At 63.9% G+C, this 14,475-nt stretch carries 13 protein-coding genes; 7 read left to right on the plus strand and 6 right to left on the minus strand.

Annotated elements, in window-relative coordinates:
* Positions 1-35: 35 nt before the first annotated feature.
* A complete protein-coding gene (locus C8N34_RS12295) occupies positions 36-962 on the plus strand; it encodes a LysR family transcriptional regulator (RefSeq protein ID WP_108129095.1) in 927 nt (308 codons plus the stop codon).
* A 265-nt stretch (positions 963-1,227) separates the two neighbouring features.
* Positions 1,228-2,238, plus strand: a complete 1,011-nt coding sequence (locus C8N34_RS12300) for a zinc-binding alcohol dehydrogenase family protein (protein ID WP_108129096.1) — start codon at positions 1,228-1,230, stop codon at positions 2,236-2,238.
* A gap of 111 nt (positions 2,239-2,349) precedes the next feature.
* Here C8N34_RS12300 and C8N34_RS12305 read toward each other — a convergent pair whose 3' ends face one another.
* The 6 genes from C8N34_RS12305 to C8N34_RS12330 are packed head-to-tail and all read right to left on the minus strand — an operon-like array spanning position 2,350 to position 9,539.
* Positions 2,350-4,029, minus strand: coding sequence for a Na/Pi cotransporter family protein (locus C8N34_RS12305; RefSeq protein ID WP_108129097.1), 1,680 nt, complete (start codon positions 4,027-4,029; stop codon positions 2,350-2,352).
* A 12-nt stretch (positions 4,030-4,041) separates the two neighbouring features.
* On the minus strand, positions 4,042-4,650 hold the full coding sequence (locus C8N34_RS12310) for a histidine phosphatase family protein (RefSeq protein WP_199750674.1): 609 nt from the start codon (positions 4,648-4,650) through the stop codon (positions 4,042-4,044).
* Positions 4,647-5,744 carry an ABC transporter ATP-binding protein gene (locus C8N34_RS12315; RefSeq protein WP_108129099.1) on the minus strand — a complete coding sequence of 366 codons (1,098 nt, stop codon included), beginning with the start codon at positions 5,742-5,744 and terminating at the stop codon, positions 4,647-4,649. The genes C8N34_RS12310 and C8N34_RS12315 overlap by 4 nt, the downstream gene beginning before the upstream one ends.
* A 5-nt stretch (positions 5,745-5,749) precedes the next feature.
* Entirely contained in the window at positions 5,750-7,492 is a 1,743-nt protein-coding gene (locus C8N34_RS12320; protein ID WP_199750673.1) for an ABC transporter permease, read from the minus strand.
* A 57-nt stretch (positions 7,493-7,549) separates the two neighbouring features.
* Positions 7,550-8,668: an ABC transporter substrate-binding protein gene (locus C8N34_RS12325; RefSeq protein WP_108129101.1), complete on the minus strand. Its 1,119-nt coding sequence runs from the start codon at positions 8,666-8,668 to the stop codon at positions 7,550-7,552.
* A 34-nt stretch (positions 8,669-8,702) separates the two neighbouring features.
* Positions 8,703-9,539, minus strand: a complete 837-nt coding sequence (locus C8N34_RS12330) for a MurR/RpiR family transcriptional regulator (RefSeq protein WP_108129212.1) — start codon at positions 9,537-9,539, stop codon at positions 8,703-8,705.
* A gap of 319 nt (positions 9,540-9,858) precedes the next feature.
* On the opposite strand from C8N34_RS12330, the gene C8N34_RS12335 reads away from it, so the two are divergent.
* The 5 genes from C8N34_RS12335 to C8N34_RS12355 are packed head-to-tail and all read left to right on the plus strand — an operon-like array spanning position 9,859 to position 14,472.
* The gene (locus C8N34_RS12335; RefSeq protein WP_054302972.1) at positions 9,859-10,548 is read left to right on the plus strand and encodes a GntR family transcriptional regulator; all 690 of its coding nucleotides are present in this window, start codon (positions 9,859-9,861) and stop codon (positions 10,546-10,548) included.
* 43 nt (positions 10,549-10,591) lie between these two features.
* A complete protein-coding gene (locus tag C8N34_RS12340) occupies positions 10,592-11,566 on the plus strand; it encodes a TRAP transporter substrate-binding protein (protein WP_054303046.1) in 975 nt (324 codons plus the stop codon).
* Positions 11,567-11,618: 52 nt separating this feature from the next.
* A complete protein-coding gene (locus C8N34_RS12345; protein ID WP_054302973.1) occupies positions 11,619-12,119 on the plus strand; it encodes a TRAP transporter small permease in 501 nt (166 codons plus the stop codon).
* Entirely contained in the window at positions 12,119-13,396 is a 1,278-nt protein-coding gene (locus tag C8N34_RS12350; RefSeq protein WP_054302974.1) for a TRAP transporter large permease, read from the plus strand. Before C8N34_RS12345 ends, C8N34_RS12350 begins: the two co-directional genes overlap by 1 nt.
* 8 nt (positions 13,397-13,404) lie before the next feature.
* A complete protein-coding gene (locus C8N34_RS12355; RefSeq protein WP_108129102.1) occupies positions 13,405-14,472 on the plus strand; it encodes an L-idonate 5-dehydrogenase in 1,068 nt (355 codons plus the stop codon).
* Positions 14,473-14,475: the final 3 nt, after the last annotated feature.

Raw genomic sequence — 14,475 nt, forward strand, 5'->3', positions numbered from 1 at the left:
CGGCGGCGCGGTGTGACGAAGGAAGCGGATCATCCATGGCATTCGATCTGAAAACCCTGGAGCTTTTCGTCCGCGTGGCCGCACTTGGGGCGCTTGGAAAGGCGGGCGAGGATATGCGCATTTCGCCGACCGCCACGACGCAGCGCATTCAGGCGCTGGAGGCAGAACTGGGCGTCCGGCTGCTGCATCGCACCACACGCGCGGTTTCGCTGACCCCCGAAGGCGAAACCTTCCTGCTGCACGCCCGGCAGATCCTCGATAGCGCGGAAGAAGCCCGCGCGGCCATGTCATCAAGCCGCAGCCGGGTCTTTGGCGACTTGCGGGTCACCGCGTCGGCAGCCTTCGGGCGCAGCCAGATCGTGCCGCATATCGGGGAGTTTCTGCGGCTCTACCCCGAGGTTTCGCTCAGGCTCGACCTGAGCGACAGCATGGTGGACATCATCGAACACGGCTATGATCTGGCAATCCGTATCGGTGCGCTGGCTTCGTCTTCACTGGTGGCGCGGAAACTGGCGCAGAACCCGAGGCTGCTTGTTGCGGCCCCGGCCTATCTTGAACGGGCAGGCCAGCCCGCCTCGCCCGCCGATCTCAGGTCACATAGCTGTATCGTTCTGGGTGAAACCCGGAACTGGCTGCTGCGCGATGCCATGGGAACCGAGGTGGAAACACGCGTCTCGGGCCGGTTTACCACCAATTTCGGCGAGGCCGTGACGGAGGCTTTGCTGCAAGGCCTTGGCATCGGCCTGAAATCGCTCTGGGATGTCGCGGATCATCTGCAAGCCGGGCGTCTGGTGCGGGTGCTGCCCGACTATTCCGTCGGTCCCGACTGGTACGTCTGGGCCGTGCGCCCTCCGAACCGGGTGCTTCCGTCACGGGTGCAGGCATTCATTGAATTCTTTGAAAAAAGGTTTCAGACCGCAGTGCAGCAAGGCACAGCCCTGCCGCATGCCCCCGGCACCTGAATTTTGAAATTCCAAATTATCATTGCCTGAATGCGGTGATTATCATGAAATCCTCGCGGGGTAATGTTCCCCATGCGGCATTCCCGCCGTGACACCGAGGACAATTCCATGAAGCTCGCCCGTTTCCTTGCCCTGTTCACCAGGACGCAATGCCGCCCGCAAAGCCCTTATGTGCGGGCGATGCTGGGCGCCGTCATCGACGCCCGCAATGGATGACACGGCACCGGCCCTGCCCGACCGCCGCCCGAAGGAAAGGATTACTGCCATGAAAGCCGTCGCCCTGCTGCGCTATCTGCCGGTTGATGACCCCCAATGCCTTGTCGATGTGGAGCTGCCGATGCCCCGCGCCGAAGGCCACGATCTGCTGGTCGAGGTGAAGGCCGTTTCGGTCAACCCGGTGGATGCCAAAGTGCGTGCGCCCAAGGACAAGGCCGAGACCACGCCAAGGGTGATCGGCTATGACGCGGCCGGGATCGTCTCGGCGGTGGGGCCGGATGTGACCCTTTTCAAACCGGGCGACGAGGTCTGGTATGCGGGCGACATCACCCGCACAGGAACCAACCAGCAGTATCACCTTGTGGACGCGCGGATCGCCGGGCGCAAACCGGCCTCACTGACCTTCGCCGAAGCCGCCGCAATGCCGCTGACGACGATTACCGCGTGGGAGGCAATGTTCGACCGGCTGGGCATTGACCCCGATGGTGCGGACAAGGGCCAGTCGATCCTCTTGATCGGCGGCGCGGGCGGCGTTGGTTCCATCGCCATCCAGCTTGCCAGACGGGCGGGTTTGACGGTGATCGCCACCGCCTCGCGCCCCGATACGATATCCTGGGTCCGGGATCTGGGCGCCAGCCATGTTGTCAATCACCGCGAGGATCTGGTTGCGCAGGTGCGCGGGCTGGGTTTCCGGCACGTCGACCATATCGCGATTTTCAACGACATGCGGCACTGGGCTGCCTGCGTGGAACTGATCCGCCCGCAAGGCGGCATCGTGGCGATCGACGATACCGACCTGCCGATGCCAATGGGAGGCATGAAAACCAAGGCGGCCAGCCTGCACTGGGAATTCATGTTCGCCCGGCCCATGCACCAGACCCCCGACATGATCGAACAGCACCGGCTTCTGAATCGGGTGGCCGGGCTTGTCGATGCAGGCGAGATCCGCACGACACTGACCAGAACCCTGTCGCCCATCAACGCAGCAACGATGCGCGAGGCCCATGCCGCCGTAGAATCCGGCCGGATGATCGGCAAGATTGTCGTCGAAGGATTCTGAACTTTCCTGTGCAGGAATGGCCCGGCAGCTCGAAGCTGCCGGACCAGCCACGGGTGCGGCACGGGTCCGGGCCTACAATCTCTTGAGATCGCAGATGCTTACATCCGGCGCCTATTCGGAGATCCCGGCTTCGTCGACACGCTCCATCTCCCGCAGGCGACTGCCATGCATGAGGCCAGCGGCGGCCAGTCTGGGATAGGCCGCAGCGGCCAGCACAGAATTGACACGGTGGAGATCACGCAAGATGTCGAAGAACAGCTTTGCCGAAGCACTGTCCGAAGATCCCTGCGAAAGATCCGCCGCGATGATCCTGTCTTCCCGGCTGCGAAAAACATCCTTGCGACTGGCCAGTTCCTTGGCCACCTCCAGATCGTCAGAGCAAAGTGCTGCGGGCAGCACCTGAAGCGTACCCGTCAGAACAGCCCGCAGATCGCTCAGACTGTCTTGCTGCATGGTGTCGAAGACGCTGTTTCGGCGCACCTTCTGGCGGGCGCGGTCGCTCAGGGTGCGGCGGATGATGTCGCCCGCATGTTCCAGGCTGCCTGCGTAATGCAGGATCATCCGGGCACGCCGCGCTTCGTCTCCTGTCTGGCCTTCGGCTGTCAGCCCGGACAGATAACGTCCAAGCGCCTTGAGATGCGCTGAGAGTTGGTCCCCCAGTGGCGACAGATCGCGCAGGCCTTCCAGTTTGCCGCTTTTCAGAACATCCAGAGGCAGTTCGATCATCCGGGCCACCATCTCGGCCATGCGCGTGGTTTCCAGCCCTGCATTGATCAGCGCCATCTGCGGCGTGGTTGCCGCCGAAACCGTCAGGTATCGCGGCGCGGCGAGCCCCTGATCCGGGGGCGGATCACCCGGCACCAGCCGCGCCACCACCCCCGGCACCTTGTGCGACAGCGGCAGGAAGATGATCGCGGCAGCCAGGTTGAAATCCAGATGCATCTGCGCCACCGCCGTAGCTGGCGTCAGATGCATCCCTGCCAGCCCGCGCAGCAGCGGCGCCATGCCCAGCAGGGCAAGCACCGCCAACCCGCCCCGGCACAACAGGTTTGCAACCGGCAACTGCCGTGCGGCGGCAGGCTGCCCCATCGTCGCGGTCAGCGCGGGAAGGCCGCCTCCGAAGTTCAGCCCCAGCACGAAAGGCAGCGCCTGATCCGGTGCGAGGCTGCCGTTCATCACGAAGGTCGTCAGCAACAGAACGACTGCCAGCGACGAATGGCAGATCCATGTGAGAAGGGCCCCGGCCAGAAAGGCAAGCACCGGCTCGGCCGACAGGGCATTGAGGAGATCGTGAAACAGCGTTGCCTCGCGCAGCGGCGCGGTTGCGCCGACCACCAGCTTCAGCGCGAACAACATCAGGCCAAGCCCGATCAGCATGCGCCCCATGTTGCGTGGGCGGAACTCGGCGGATCGGCCAAAGGTCACATAACCCGCAAAGATCAGCACTGGCGCCAGCATCGCAGCCACCGAAGATCCAGAGGCCAGCACCGCAGCCGTGGCCGCCGACCCGACATCCGCCCCCAGCAATACCGCCAGCCCGGCGGCAGGCGCCAGAACACCGCCAGCCGCAAGACTGGCCACGATCAGCGTGGTCGCGGTGGCACTGCCCAGAATGGCCGTGACACCCAAGCCGCCACCGAAGGCTGCGATCCGGCTCGACAGCCTTCGTTCCAGCCAGGCGCGCAGCCGGTCACCCCAGCCACGCTCCATCCCGGTGCGGACCATGCGCACACCCCAGAGCAACAGGGCAACGCCCCCGAGCAGATCGAGGATGACAAACGTGCCGGTCATGGCAGGGCCCTTTCAGTCTGCGACGGAAAGATCCGGCACCACTGCGCCGATATTGTAGCCCTCCAGCTGGGCGGTTTCCCAGACGCCGGGCGTGAAGCTGAGGATGGTGCCGGTGCCGGGCGTCACCGGGATCACCCGCGCGGGAGGCATCTGTAAAAAGGCGTCCAGCGCGGCGCGGATCACGCCACCATGCACCACCGCCAGCAGGTCGCCGGAACCCGCGGCGAGCCAGTGGCGCAGGCCCCCTGCCACCCGGTCACGAAACACGGCCCAGGGCTCGCTGCCTTCGGGGGTGTACGTGCCCGCGCGCCAGGCGTGATACAGTTCGGCGTCGGCGGCGATCAGATCAGGCTTCGTACGCCCGGTCCAGCTGCCCATGTCCCACTCGCGCAGGCGCGCGTCGCTGGGACAGTCGCCATGGCCGATCAGTTCAGCGGTCTGCCGGGTGCGTCCCAGATCCGACGACACCACCCGCGCCGGTTTCAGCGCCCGCACGAAGGCGCTGAAACGGCGGGCCTGTTCGATCCCGCGTTCGGACAGGTCGGAGTTGTCCTGTCCCTGCAGCCGGGATTGGGCATTCCATGTGGTTTCGCCATGGCGCATCAGGATAAGGCGCATCATTCGATCCTTTCGCCGGTTGCGGCAAAGACGGCGTCCGGCGCGCCGGTAAGTGCAAGTTCGATCAGATCCCCCGGACGGGCATCGGGAAAATCATCAACAATCGCCGACAGTCGCAGCGCGCCCGTCGCTGCGGTCACCATGACCTTGCCCGCCATGGGGGCCGCCTCGGAAAATTCTGCCGTCAAGATGGGCCGCCCGGGCGCGCGACCGATGGTGATTTGCTCTGCCCGATAGAACAGCTGCACCGCGTCATGGCTTCCGGCCAGCGCTGCCGGCGCCAGCGGCACCCCGGCATGTACAAGCATGTCGCCCTCACGGGTGGCAGGCAGCAGATTTCCGGGGGGTGTCCCGAGGAAGGTGGCGACAAAGGTGGTGGCCGGTCGTGCCAGCAGGTCACGCGGCGGGCCAAACTGTTCGACCCGGCCCTGGTTCATCACCGCCACATGGGTGGCCATCGTCATGGCCTCCACCTGATCATGCGTCACATAGACCGAGGTGGCGCCCGTCGCCCGGTGAATCCGCATCAGCTCGCTGCGCATCTCGATCCTGAGCTTTGCATCCAGATTGGACAGCGGCTCGTCGAACAGCAGGATCGAGGGTTTCGGGGCCAGTGTGCGGGCAATGGCGACCCGTTGCTGCTGCCCGCCCGAGATTTCCGCCGGATAGCGGTCGCGCAGGGCGGCGATGCCCAGCAATCCCAGCACCTCGTCAATCCGTGCCTCGCGCGCGGCCCTGTCCCAGCCGGCCACCTTCAGAGGCCAGCCGATATTGCCCGCCACCGTCATATGCGGCCAGAGCGCATAGGACTGGAACACCAGCCCCGCATTCCGCATCCTGGGATCGGCAACCACACCGCCCGTTCCCGAAGAAACGACCTGCCCCATGAAGGCAATCTCGCCGCCGGTCGGTTCATCCAGCCCGGCCAGCATGCGCAGAAGGGTGGATTTTCCGCAGCCTGACGGGCCAACCAGCACAAGGAAAGACCCCGGCGGGACCGAAAGCGAAAGATCGGGAATGGCCGTAAAGTCGCCGAAGCGTTTCACGAGATTGGTGATGCGGATCGCATCCTTTGCTTCGTTCGGGACAGAAGCCATGAAAGTCACTCCTTCCATTTCTGCACGCGCGCCTGAAGGGCCTGCGCGACAAGCGAGGCCGTCAGACAGATCACGAGGATCAGAACGGTGATGGCATTGGCAAATTGCATGAACCCTTCGGCGGCATAGCGGTAGGCGACCATCGAAAGGACAGGAGAGGTGGCGCTGAACAGCAGGACGACCAGCGACAGGTCGCGCACCATCTTGACGAAGACGAGAATGGCGCCCGCCAGAAGCCCCCGGATTGCCAGCGGCACGACGATGGCCCACATCCGCCGCAAGGGACCGGCGCCGGTGAGCCGGGCACTTTCCTCAAGATCGGTGGAAATCTGACCCAGCACAGATCGCCCGGACTGCACCGCATAGGGCAGGTTATGCGCGGCGGCAGCCATGACCAGCAGCGTAAAGCTGCCGTAAAGCGAAGGCAGCGGCCCGATAGGTGCGCCAAACAGGGCGATATAGGCTGCGGCGAAGGCAATCGAGGGGATCAGCAGCGGCAGAAAGGCCAGCTGCGACAGGATATTGGCCAGCACGGTCCCCTTGTTGCGGGTAATCGTATGGGCCAGCGCCAACCCCAGAAGCATCGTGATCAGTGCCACCACCACGCCCAGCTTCAGCGTGTTCAGCAGTGCGCCGATCAGCACAGGATTGCGAAAGATGCCCGCCGTACCCTGTGCGATCTGGCCGCCCCCCTCGCCAAGCCAGAAATGCAGCGTCCAGTTTGAAAACAGCGCCCCGGTCTGCGTCGCAAGGCTGGAGGCGACCAGAACCACCACCGGCACGATCGTGGTCAGCATGGCAAGCCCGAAGCCCGCCACAAACAGCGGCCAGCGCCATTTTCCCAGAGGAAAGCGCCGGGTGCGCCCGCCCTTCCCGGTCACGGTCACAAAGGCACGCCGCCCTGAAACCAGCCGGTCCGACAGAAACAGGAAGATGCCGGAAACAGCAATCAGCAAGAGCGCCAGCACGAAGCCGCGCTCCGCCTGACCAATCTCGATCATGCCGAAAAGCCGGGTTGAAAGTGTCTGCATCCGCACCGGCAGGCCCAGCAGCGCAGGCGCGGCGAAGTTCGCCACCGCACCCGCGAGTGTCAGCGAGGCCGCCGAAACCAGCGCCGGCGTCACCACCGGAAGCACGATGCCGAAGAAGATGCGCGGACGGCGGGCGCCGGTCATCTGCGCAGCCTCGACCAGGTCTGCGCCGACCGAAGACAGCGCGGCGGCGATGATGGTGAAGGCCAGCGAATAGTAATGCGCGATCAGCACGATCAGCACCGGCACGATGCCCCAGGCCAGCCAGTCGGGAATGATGAAGCCGTTCGCCTCGAAAAAGCCCGGTGATCCGCCCATACGCCCGTTGCGAAACAATGTGCCCCAGGCCAGCGCCGCCGCAAAGCTCGGGATCATGAAGGGCAATGTGTGCAGCACTCCCAGAATGCGACGGCCCGGCACATCGGTCATCACCACCAGCCAGGCGGTGAAGCCCCCCAGCAGCAGACAGCCCGCCGAAACGCCCAAACCCAGGATCAGGGTGTTCATCAACGGGCGCCACCACAGGTTCGGCGACATCGGGCTGGCAAGTATCGCCCCCCAGGCTTCGATCCCGGCGGGGCTCAGGGTGGCCAGAAGGATGCGCAGCAGCGGGGCAAGCACCAGAACGCCGACGATCAGGATCATCAGCAGCGGTGCGAGTCTGCGCGCGGTCAGAAACCGGCGCCAACCGGGCGCGGCAAGCTCGGGCATTGACATGGGGAAAATCTCCGGCGGACGGCGGGCGCAGCCTGTCGCGGCTGCGCCACACCCGTATCATTGCAGGGTGATGATCAGATCGGCGATGCGGGCGCGGTGTTCCGCCACGGCCTCGGTATTGATGGTCCATGCCTTCAGATCTTCCAGCGGCACGGAATCCGGGTCATCGGCAATGGTCGTGCGGGTCGCATAGTCGCCCGGAACGTTGAAGGGCGCAAAGGCCGGGCCCCCGTCTGCCGTGTCATCGCCAAACATGAAGTCGATCAGCAGCCGCGCCGCGGCCGGACTGGGCGCCTTGTCCGCCACCGCCAGCACCGCCGGGAACAGGATGCCATTTGCAGGTTCAACATCGTTGGCAACCTGCAATGCCCAGCCTTCCTCTTCATTGTCGCGGCGGTCGGAATAGGTGCCAAAGGCGACCGGCGGGTCCTTGGCATCCCGCGTCCCGACGGCCTTGTTCAGATCGTCACTGTTCGAGACCAGAACCAGATCGTTGAGAAAGAGATTGCGGATGAATTGCTCTCCCGCGCCCGACAGATCATCGTCGATCACGATATCGCTGCCGAACTGGGCCTTGTACGCCGCCGCCATCTCGTCGGGATGGAGCGCAATCTCGGTCAGAAGGTCCAGCAATTCGCCGCGCTGCGTCGGATCGACCATCATCACCTTCCCTGACCATTCGGGCAGGGTCAGTTGCCAGAGATTGGTGACCGGGCTTCCGTCGGGATAGGCCTGCTCGTTATACATGAGCACCTTGGTCGACAGCCGGTGCACCAGAAGCGGCGCCTTGAAACGATTCTCGATCTGGTCCGCCAGCCTTGGCGGCACATAGGTATGGATGCGTCCGGGCGCCAGAAGGTCACGTAGCGCAACCGGCGCATCGGCGATATAAAGCACGTCCACCGCATACACCCCGGCCTGCTGTTCCGCCACAACGCGCGCAATCTGTTTGGCGGAGCTGAGATCCAGCCCGATCAGATCAACACCCGGATAGGTCGCCTCAAAGGCCTTCTCCACCCGTGCGATGCGGCTGGACAACGAAAAGACGGTCACCGTCTTTTCCTCTTTGGCCCGATCATAAAGTTCTGCGGTCGACATCGCATCCAGATCCTGCGCCGCAGCCAAAGCAGGGACGCAGGCCGCCGCGAGAAGCGCTGCCTTCAGGCTCTTCCACATTGTGTCTTCTCTCCTCCCAGAGATGGCAACGCCGTCAGGCGAAGCGGTCGAACAGATCGGCCAGTTCCTCGAGTTTGGTGACGATCTGCGGCTCATGCCGACCGGCAATGGTCAGCAGAATGGCGTTGACGATGGTCATGGGGACGATCGGGGTCTGGAACTCCGTGCCCGACCGCCCCCTCGGCGCCGCCAGCAGATGTTCGGCAGGCGGGGTCATGGTTGGACCCGCCAGATCCGAAATCAGCAAGGTGCGCGCTCCCACCTGCGCGGCGTGGCCCATGATCGCCGCGTAGTCTGTCGGTTGCTTGCGAAACGCCAGAACCAGAACCAGATCATCCTGCCCAAGGCTGGTCAGCCGTTCCGCAATGTCGCGGCCGCGGCCGGTCAGCATCACCGTCGTCATGGCGAAACGATCCAGCCGCCGTTGCAAGAAGGCGGATACGGCGGTTGCATGGCCCTGTGCGAAGATGAACACCCGCCGCGCCGCAAAGATCATGTCCGATGCGGTATCGACATCGCGCTGGTCGATGCTGCGGGCAAGCTGTTCCAGCGCGGAGATTTCGCTTTGCACCAGATCAGCCAGATAGCTGCCATCGGCCACTTTCGACACCGACCGGCGCATCCGCGCCGCCGCATCCTGCCCTTCCATCACTTCGCGCTGCAATTGCGCGCGCAGTTCCGGGTAGCCGCTGAAGCCCAGCTTCTGCGCCAGCCGCGTCGCCGTCGTTTCATGCACCTGCGCCCGCTCGGCCAGCTGGGCCGCTGACAGGAACACCGCCTCCGCCTGCTGACCCAGCAAGACCTCGATGACCTTCCGGTCCGCTGCGGTCAGTTTCTGGGACGTGTGCTGAATACGGCTGAGCAGGGTCATCGGCGGCATATCCTGTTGGTGATCCACCCAGCATCATGCAGGATATCCTGCGAGTCAACAATTTTATGCAGGATATCCAGAACTCCTCTCAGCAGCCATCGGCGCAGTCCCTTACCTGTCAGCGCCAAGAACCTGACCAGCGTCAGCTTCCGATACGACGAGGCCGGCTGCCGCCAGTGAAGCCGTTTGCAACCACCAAATGCCTTGGTCGGAAACCACAAAGGATTTCCTCGCCCGTTTGAGGATTTGCTTCCAGAACCAAGCCGGGCATTTACTTGTATGGTAGTATGGTGTATCGAATCCCCAAGGGGGAACTGTCATGTCTGACCGGAAACGCGAAATCGTCGCCCTTCAGCCAGTCCGCATCAGTGTGGTGGACCAGCTTCACGCCGCCCTGCGCATGGCGATCATCGGCAACGACTTGTCGCCCGGCACCCGGATTTCCGAATCCGAGGTCGCGCAGCAATACGGCATCAGTCGCCAACCCGTGCGCGAGGCCTTCATCACGCTCGCGAATGAAGGGCTGCTGGATATCCGCCCGCAGCGCGGCTCTTTCGTAGCGAAGATCTCGCTCGCGGCGGTGCTGGATGCCCGCTTCGTGCGCGAGGCCGTCGAGGCCGATATCGTGAAGCTTCTGGCGGACACACCCGATCCCGCGCTGATCGCGGATCTGCGGGGCCAGCTGGCCCGGCAGCAGGAGCTGATTGGCGGCTCCGCACGCGACTTCATGGAGGCGGATGAAATCTTCCACCGCACCCTGGCCGAAGGGGCGGACAAGGGTAATGCCTGGCGCGTGCTGGTCGAGATGAAGGCGCAGATGGACCGCGTCCGCTTTCTGTCCAGCATGCATTTTTCCGTTGCGCGCCTGATCGAGCAGCACCGCGCCATTGTCGATGCCATAGCGGGCGGTGACAGGCCCGCCGCCGAGACGCAGATGCGCCAGCACCTGCAAGGCATCCTGTCCGACCTGCCGGTGATCAAGCAGGAACGCCCCGAATATTTTCTTTGATCACGGCATCTGCCGCGATCACATCATCCTGGAGGAGGAAATGATGTTTGTCACAAAGCTGACCCGCCTGGCCGCGGGCTGTGCGCTGGCCGTACTGATGGGCACTTCGGCAATGGCCGCCGAAGTCACGCTCAAACTGGGACACCTCGCCAACGAGGAGAACATTTGGCACAAGGCCGCGCTGAAATTCGCCGAAGAGGTTGCCGCCCTGACCGAGGGCCGCGTCGAGGTTGTCGTCTACCCGAACGAGACGCTGGGCAAGGAAATCGACGTCATCAACGGTATGCAGCTTGGCACTGCCGACATGACGATCACCGGCGAAAGCCTTCAGAACTGGGCACCGAAAGCCGCGCTTCTGGCGCTGCCCTATGCCTACAAATCGCTTGAACACATGGACCGTGTCGCGTCGGGCGAGATCGGTGATGCGATCGAGGCCGAGATCATCGCGAATGCCGGCATCCGCCCGCTGACCTACTTCGCTCGTGGTCCGCGCAACCTGTCGGCCAACCGCGAGATTACCTCGCCCGATCAGCTGAACGGGTTCAAGCTGCGCGTGCCGAACGTGCCGATTTTCGTGGCCGCCTGGCAGGCGCTTGGCGCAAATCCGACGCCGATGGCCTTCTCCGAGGTCTTCACCTCGCTTCAGAACGGCACCATCGAAGGGCAGGAAAACCCGCTGGCGCTGTTCAAGTCGGGTGGCTTCTACGAGGTGCAGAAGGTCGTCAACAAGACCGAGCATGTGCGTTCGTGGATCTACCTGACCATCGCGGAAAGCAGCTGGGACAAGCTGTCGGAAGCCGATCAGGCCGCCGTTCAGGAGGCGGCAAACCGCACCCAGGCCTTCGAGCGCGAACTGTTCCTTGCGGATGAACAGGCGCTGGTCACGGATCTGGAATCGAAGGGCGTCAAGTTCGTCGAGGTCGATCAGGCCGCCTTTGCCGCCAGGGCCAAAGATGCCGTCATCGCGGCGGTTCCCGAAGATATCCGCCCTCTGGCCGAGCAGATCTTCAACAACTGACAATGCGACGGGATCTGCCGTTTCACGCGGCAGATCCCTTGCGGAGGCATCCATGACACATGCTTTCAAATGGCTGGAGGGGCTGTGCCGCCTCCTGATCCTCGCGGCGTTCCTGGTCCTTTCGGGTTCGGTTCTGTTGCAGGTCTTTGCGCGCACCTTCCTTTCGACAGCGCCGGTCTGGACCGAAGAGTTGACGCGGTTCTGCCTGATCTACATTGGCGCCCTTGGGGCGGGACTGGCGCTGCGCAGCGGTGACATGGTGAACGTGGACCTGCTGTGCGAAAATCTGCCCGGTCACGGCCCGCGCCTGCTGCGGCTGCTGTCGGCCGTTCTCACGGCAGGTTTTGCGCTGACACTGTTGCCCGCGGCCTGGGCCTATACGGTTGTCGGACAACGCCAGACCGCCCCGTCGCTTGGCTGGCGCATGGATTTCATCCACATCTCGATGCTTGTGCTGTTCCTGACGCTCGCGCTTTGGGCGCTGGTGCGCGTGTTCGAGATGCTGACCGGCCGGCATGACGGCCGCCCGATCCCGAATTCGGAGGAACTGTGATGGGTCTGACCCTGCTGCTGGGCGTCTTTGTGCTGGGCCTTGCCATCGGCCTGCCCGTTGCGGTGACGCTGGGGCTGTCCTCGATGGCCTATCTGCTGTTCGCCGACATCCCGCTCGTGGTCATTCCGCAGAAGATGTATGCGGGAATGGACAGTTTCGTTCTGCTGTGCATTCCGGGCTTCATCCTCGCCGGGAATCTGATGAATTCCGGCGGGATCACTGAACGGATCATCCGCTTCGCCAATGCGCTGGTTGGCTGGATGCGCGGCGGGCTGGCGCAGGCCAATATCGCCGCTTCGATGCTGTTCGGCGGCATTTCCGGCACGGCGGTGGCCGATGTGGCCTCGGTCGGCGGCATGATGATCCCCGGCATGAAGAAAGCAGGCTATCCCGGCGATTTCTCGGCGGCGGTCACGGCGGCTTCGTCCACCGTGGGGCCGATGATCCCGCCCAGCGTTCCGATGATCATTGTCGGATCGCTGTCCGGCCTGTCGGTCGGCAAGCTGTTTCTTGCCGGGGCCGTTCCCGGCCTGCTGATGGGCTTTGCGATGATGATCACCACCTATTTCATCGCGAAGAAAAAGAACTTCCCGCGTGAACCCTGGCAGGGCCTGCGGGAGCTGTTCACCTCGTTCACCGGCGCGATATGGGCCATTGCGATGACCGGGCTCATCGTTGGCGGGCTGCTGATCGGCGTGACCACACCCACCGAAACTGCCGTGGTCGCCTGCCTTTATGCGGCGCTCGTCGGGCTGTTCATCTACCGGGAATTGCCGGTGGCCCGCATCCCGAAGATCATCATCGACAGCGCGGTCAGCTCGGCGGGTATTCTGGTTCTGGTCGGCACGGCGAATGTCTTCGGCTGGATTCTGGTATCAGAGCGGATTCCGCAGATGCTTGCAGATGCCGTTCTTTCGGTCACCGATAACAAATTCCTCGTGATCCTGCTGATCAACCTGCTGCTGCTGTTCGTCGGCATGTTCATGGAAACCATCGCCGCGCTGATCATCCTGTTCGTGCCGCTTCAGGCTCTGGCCATGGCCGTGGGGATCGACCCGCTGCATTTCGCCTGCTTTGCGGTGCTGAACCTGATGATCGGGCTGACCACGCCGCCCGTCGGGGTCTGCCTCTTCGTTGCCTCGAACATCGCACGGCTGCCGCTGTCGCCGGTGATCCGCGCCATCACCCCCTATATCGTGACCAACATCGCAGTGCTGCTGCTGGTCAGCTACTGGGCGCCGCTGGCGACCTGGCTTCCGAAACTGCTGATGCCCTGAGGCAAGACATGACCCAGACAGAAAACCGCATCGTGCGTCTTTACGGTCAGGATGACCTGCGCGTTGAAACCGAGCCGACCGCCCAGCCCGGACCGGGCCAAGTGCGCGTCTCGGTGCTGGCCGGGGGTATCTGCGGCTCGGACCTGCATTACTGGCTGGAGGGCGGGATCGGCACCATCCGCGTGCGCGAGCCGATCATCCTCGGCCATGAGGCCGCCGGGCGGATCGAGGCTCTGGGCGCCAGTGTCACCGGGCTGGAGGTCGGGCAACTGGTTGCGATGAACCCTTCGCATCCCTGCGGTGTATGCGACTTCTGCCAGCAGGGGCTGACGATCCATTGCACCGCGATGAAGTTCAAGGGTTCGGCCATGTATCTGCCGCATCAGCAGGGCATGTTCCGCGACCTGATGGTGATCGACGCCGCGCAATGCCATGTGCTGCCCGATGGCACCGATCCGGGGGCAGCCGCCTGTGCAGAACCGCTCGCCGTCTGTCTGCATGCCGCGAACCGCGGCGAGAGTGTGGCGGGCAGTCTGGCGGGCAAGGTTGTGCTGGTTACCGGGGCCGGGCCGATCGGCGCGCTGTGTGTTGCGGTTGCGCGGGCGCGCGGCGCGGCCGAAATCGTGGTGACCGACATTCAGGATACCACGCTTGCGGTGGCCCTGCGGATGGGGGCCGATCATGCGGTCAACACCCTGAAAACTCCGGACGGCCTGGCCCCCTGGCAGGCGGGCAAGGGCCGGGCCGATCTGGTCTTTGAATGTTCGGCTGCGGCCCCGGCGATCCGAGATGCGATCACCTGCCTGCGCCCGCGTGGCACCATGGTGCAGGTCGGTGTGGCCGGGCCGACCCCGATGCCGCTGAATGTGATGGTGGGCAAGGAAATCCTGTTCATCGGCTCGCAGCGGTTTGATGCCGAGTTCGCGGATGCCGTGGCGCTGATCGGCTCTGGCCGGATCGACCCGCGCCCGATGATCACCGGCACCTATCCGGTGACAGAAGCACTTGACGCCTTCGATGCCGCCCGTGACCGCGCCCGTGCGGTCAAGGTCCAGATCTCGTTCGCCGGCGCCTGAGCG

Origin of the sequence: Gemmobacter caeni (genome assembly GCF_003054195.1) — a bacterium.
Classification (GTDB): domain Bacteria; phylum Pseudomonadota; class Alphaproteobacteria; order Rhodobacterales; family Rhodobacteraceae; genus Gemmobacter; species Gemmobacter caeni.

Coding starts and splice junctions, on each gene's coding strand:
- C8N34_RS12295 (WP_108129095.1), top strand. CDS start 36: ATGGCATTCGATCTGAAAACCCTGGAGCTTTTCGTCCGCGTGGCCGCA.
- C8N34_RS12300 (WP_108129096.1), top strand. CDS start 1,228: ATGAAAGCCGTCGCCCTGCTGCGCTATCTGCCGGTTGATGACCCCCAA.
- C8N34_RS12305 (WP_108129097.1), bottom strand. CDS start 4,029: ATGACCGGCACGTTTGTCATCCTCGATCTGCTCGGGGGCGTTGCCCTG.
- C8N34_RS12310 (WP_199750674.1), bottom strand. CDS start 4,650: ATGATGCGCCTTATCCTGATGCGCCATGGCGAAACCACATGGAATGCC.
- C8N34_RS12315 (WP_108129099.1), bottom strand. CDS start 5,744: ATGGCTTCTGTCCCGAACGAAGCAAAGGATGCGATCCGCATCACCAAT.
- C8N34_RS12320 (WP_199750673.1), bottom strand. CDS start 7,492: ATGTCAATGCCCGAGCTTGCCGCGCCCGGTTGGCGCCGGTTTCTGACC.
- C8N34_RS12325 (WP_108129101.1), bottom strand. CDS start 8,668: ATGTGGAAGAGCCTGAAGGCAGCGCTTCTCGCGGCGGCCTGCGTCCCT.
- C8N34_RS12330 (WP_108129212.1), bottom strand. CDS start 9,539: ATGACCCTGCTCAGCCGTATTCAGCACACGTCCCAGAAACTGACCGCA.
- C8N34_RS12335 (WP_054302972.1), top strand. CDS start 9,859: ATGTCTGACCGGAAACGCGAAATCGTCGCCCTTCAGCCAGTCCGCATC.
- C8N34_RS12340 (WP_054303046.1), top strand. CDS start 10,592: ATGTTTGTCACAAAGCTGACCCGCCTGGCCGCGGGCTGTGCGCTGGCC.
- C8N34_RS12345 (WP_054302973.1), top strand. CDS start 11,619: ATGACACATGCTTTCAAATGGCTGGAGGGGCTGTGCCGCCTCCTGATC.
- C8N34_RS12350 (WP_054302974.1), top strand. CDS start 12,119: ATGGGTCTGACCCTGCTGCTGGGCGTCTTTGTGCTGGGCCTTGCCATC.
- C8N34_RS12355 (WP_108129102.1), top strand. CDS start 13,405: ATGACCCAGACAGAAAACCGCATCGTGCGTCTTTACGGTCAGGATGAC.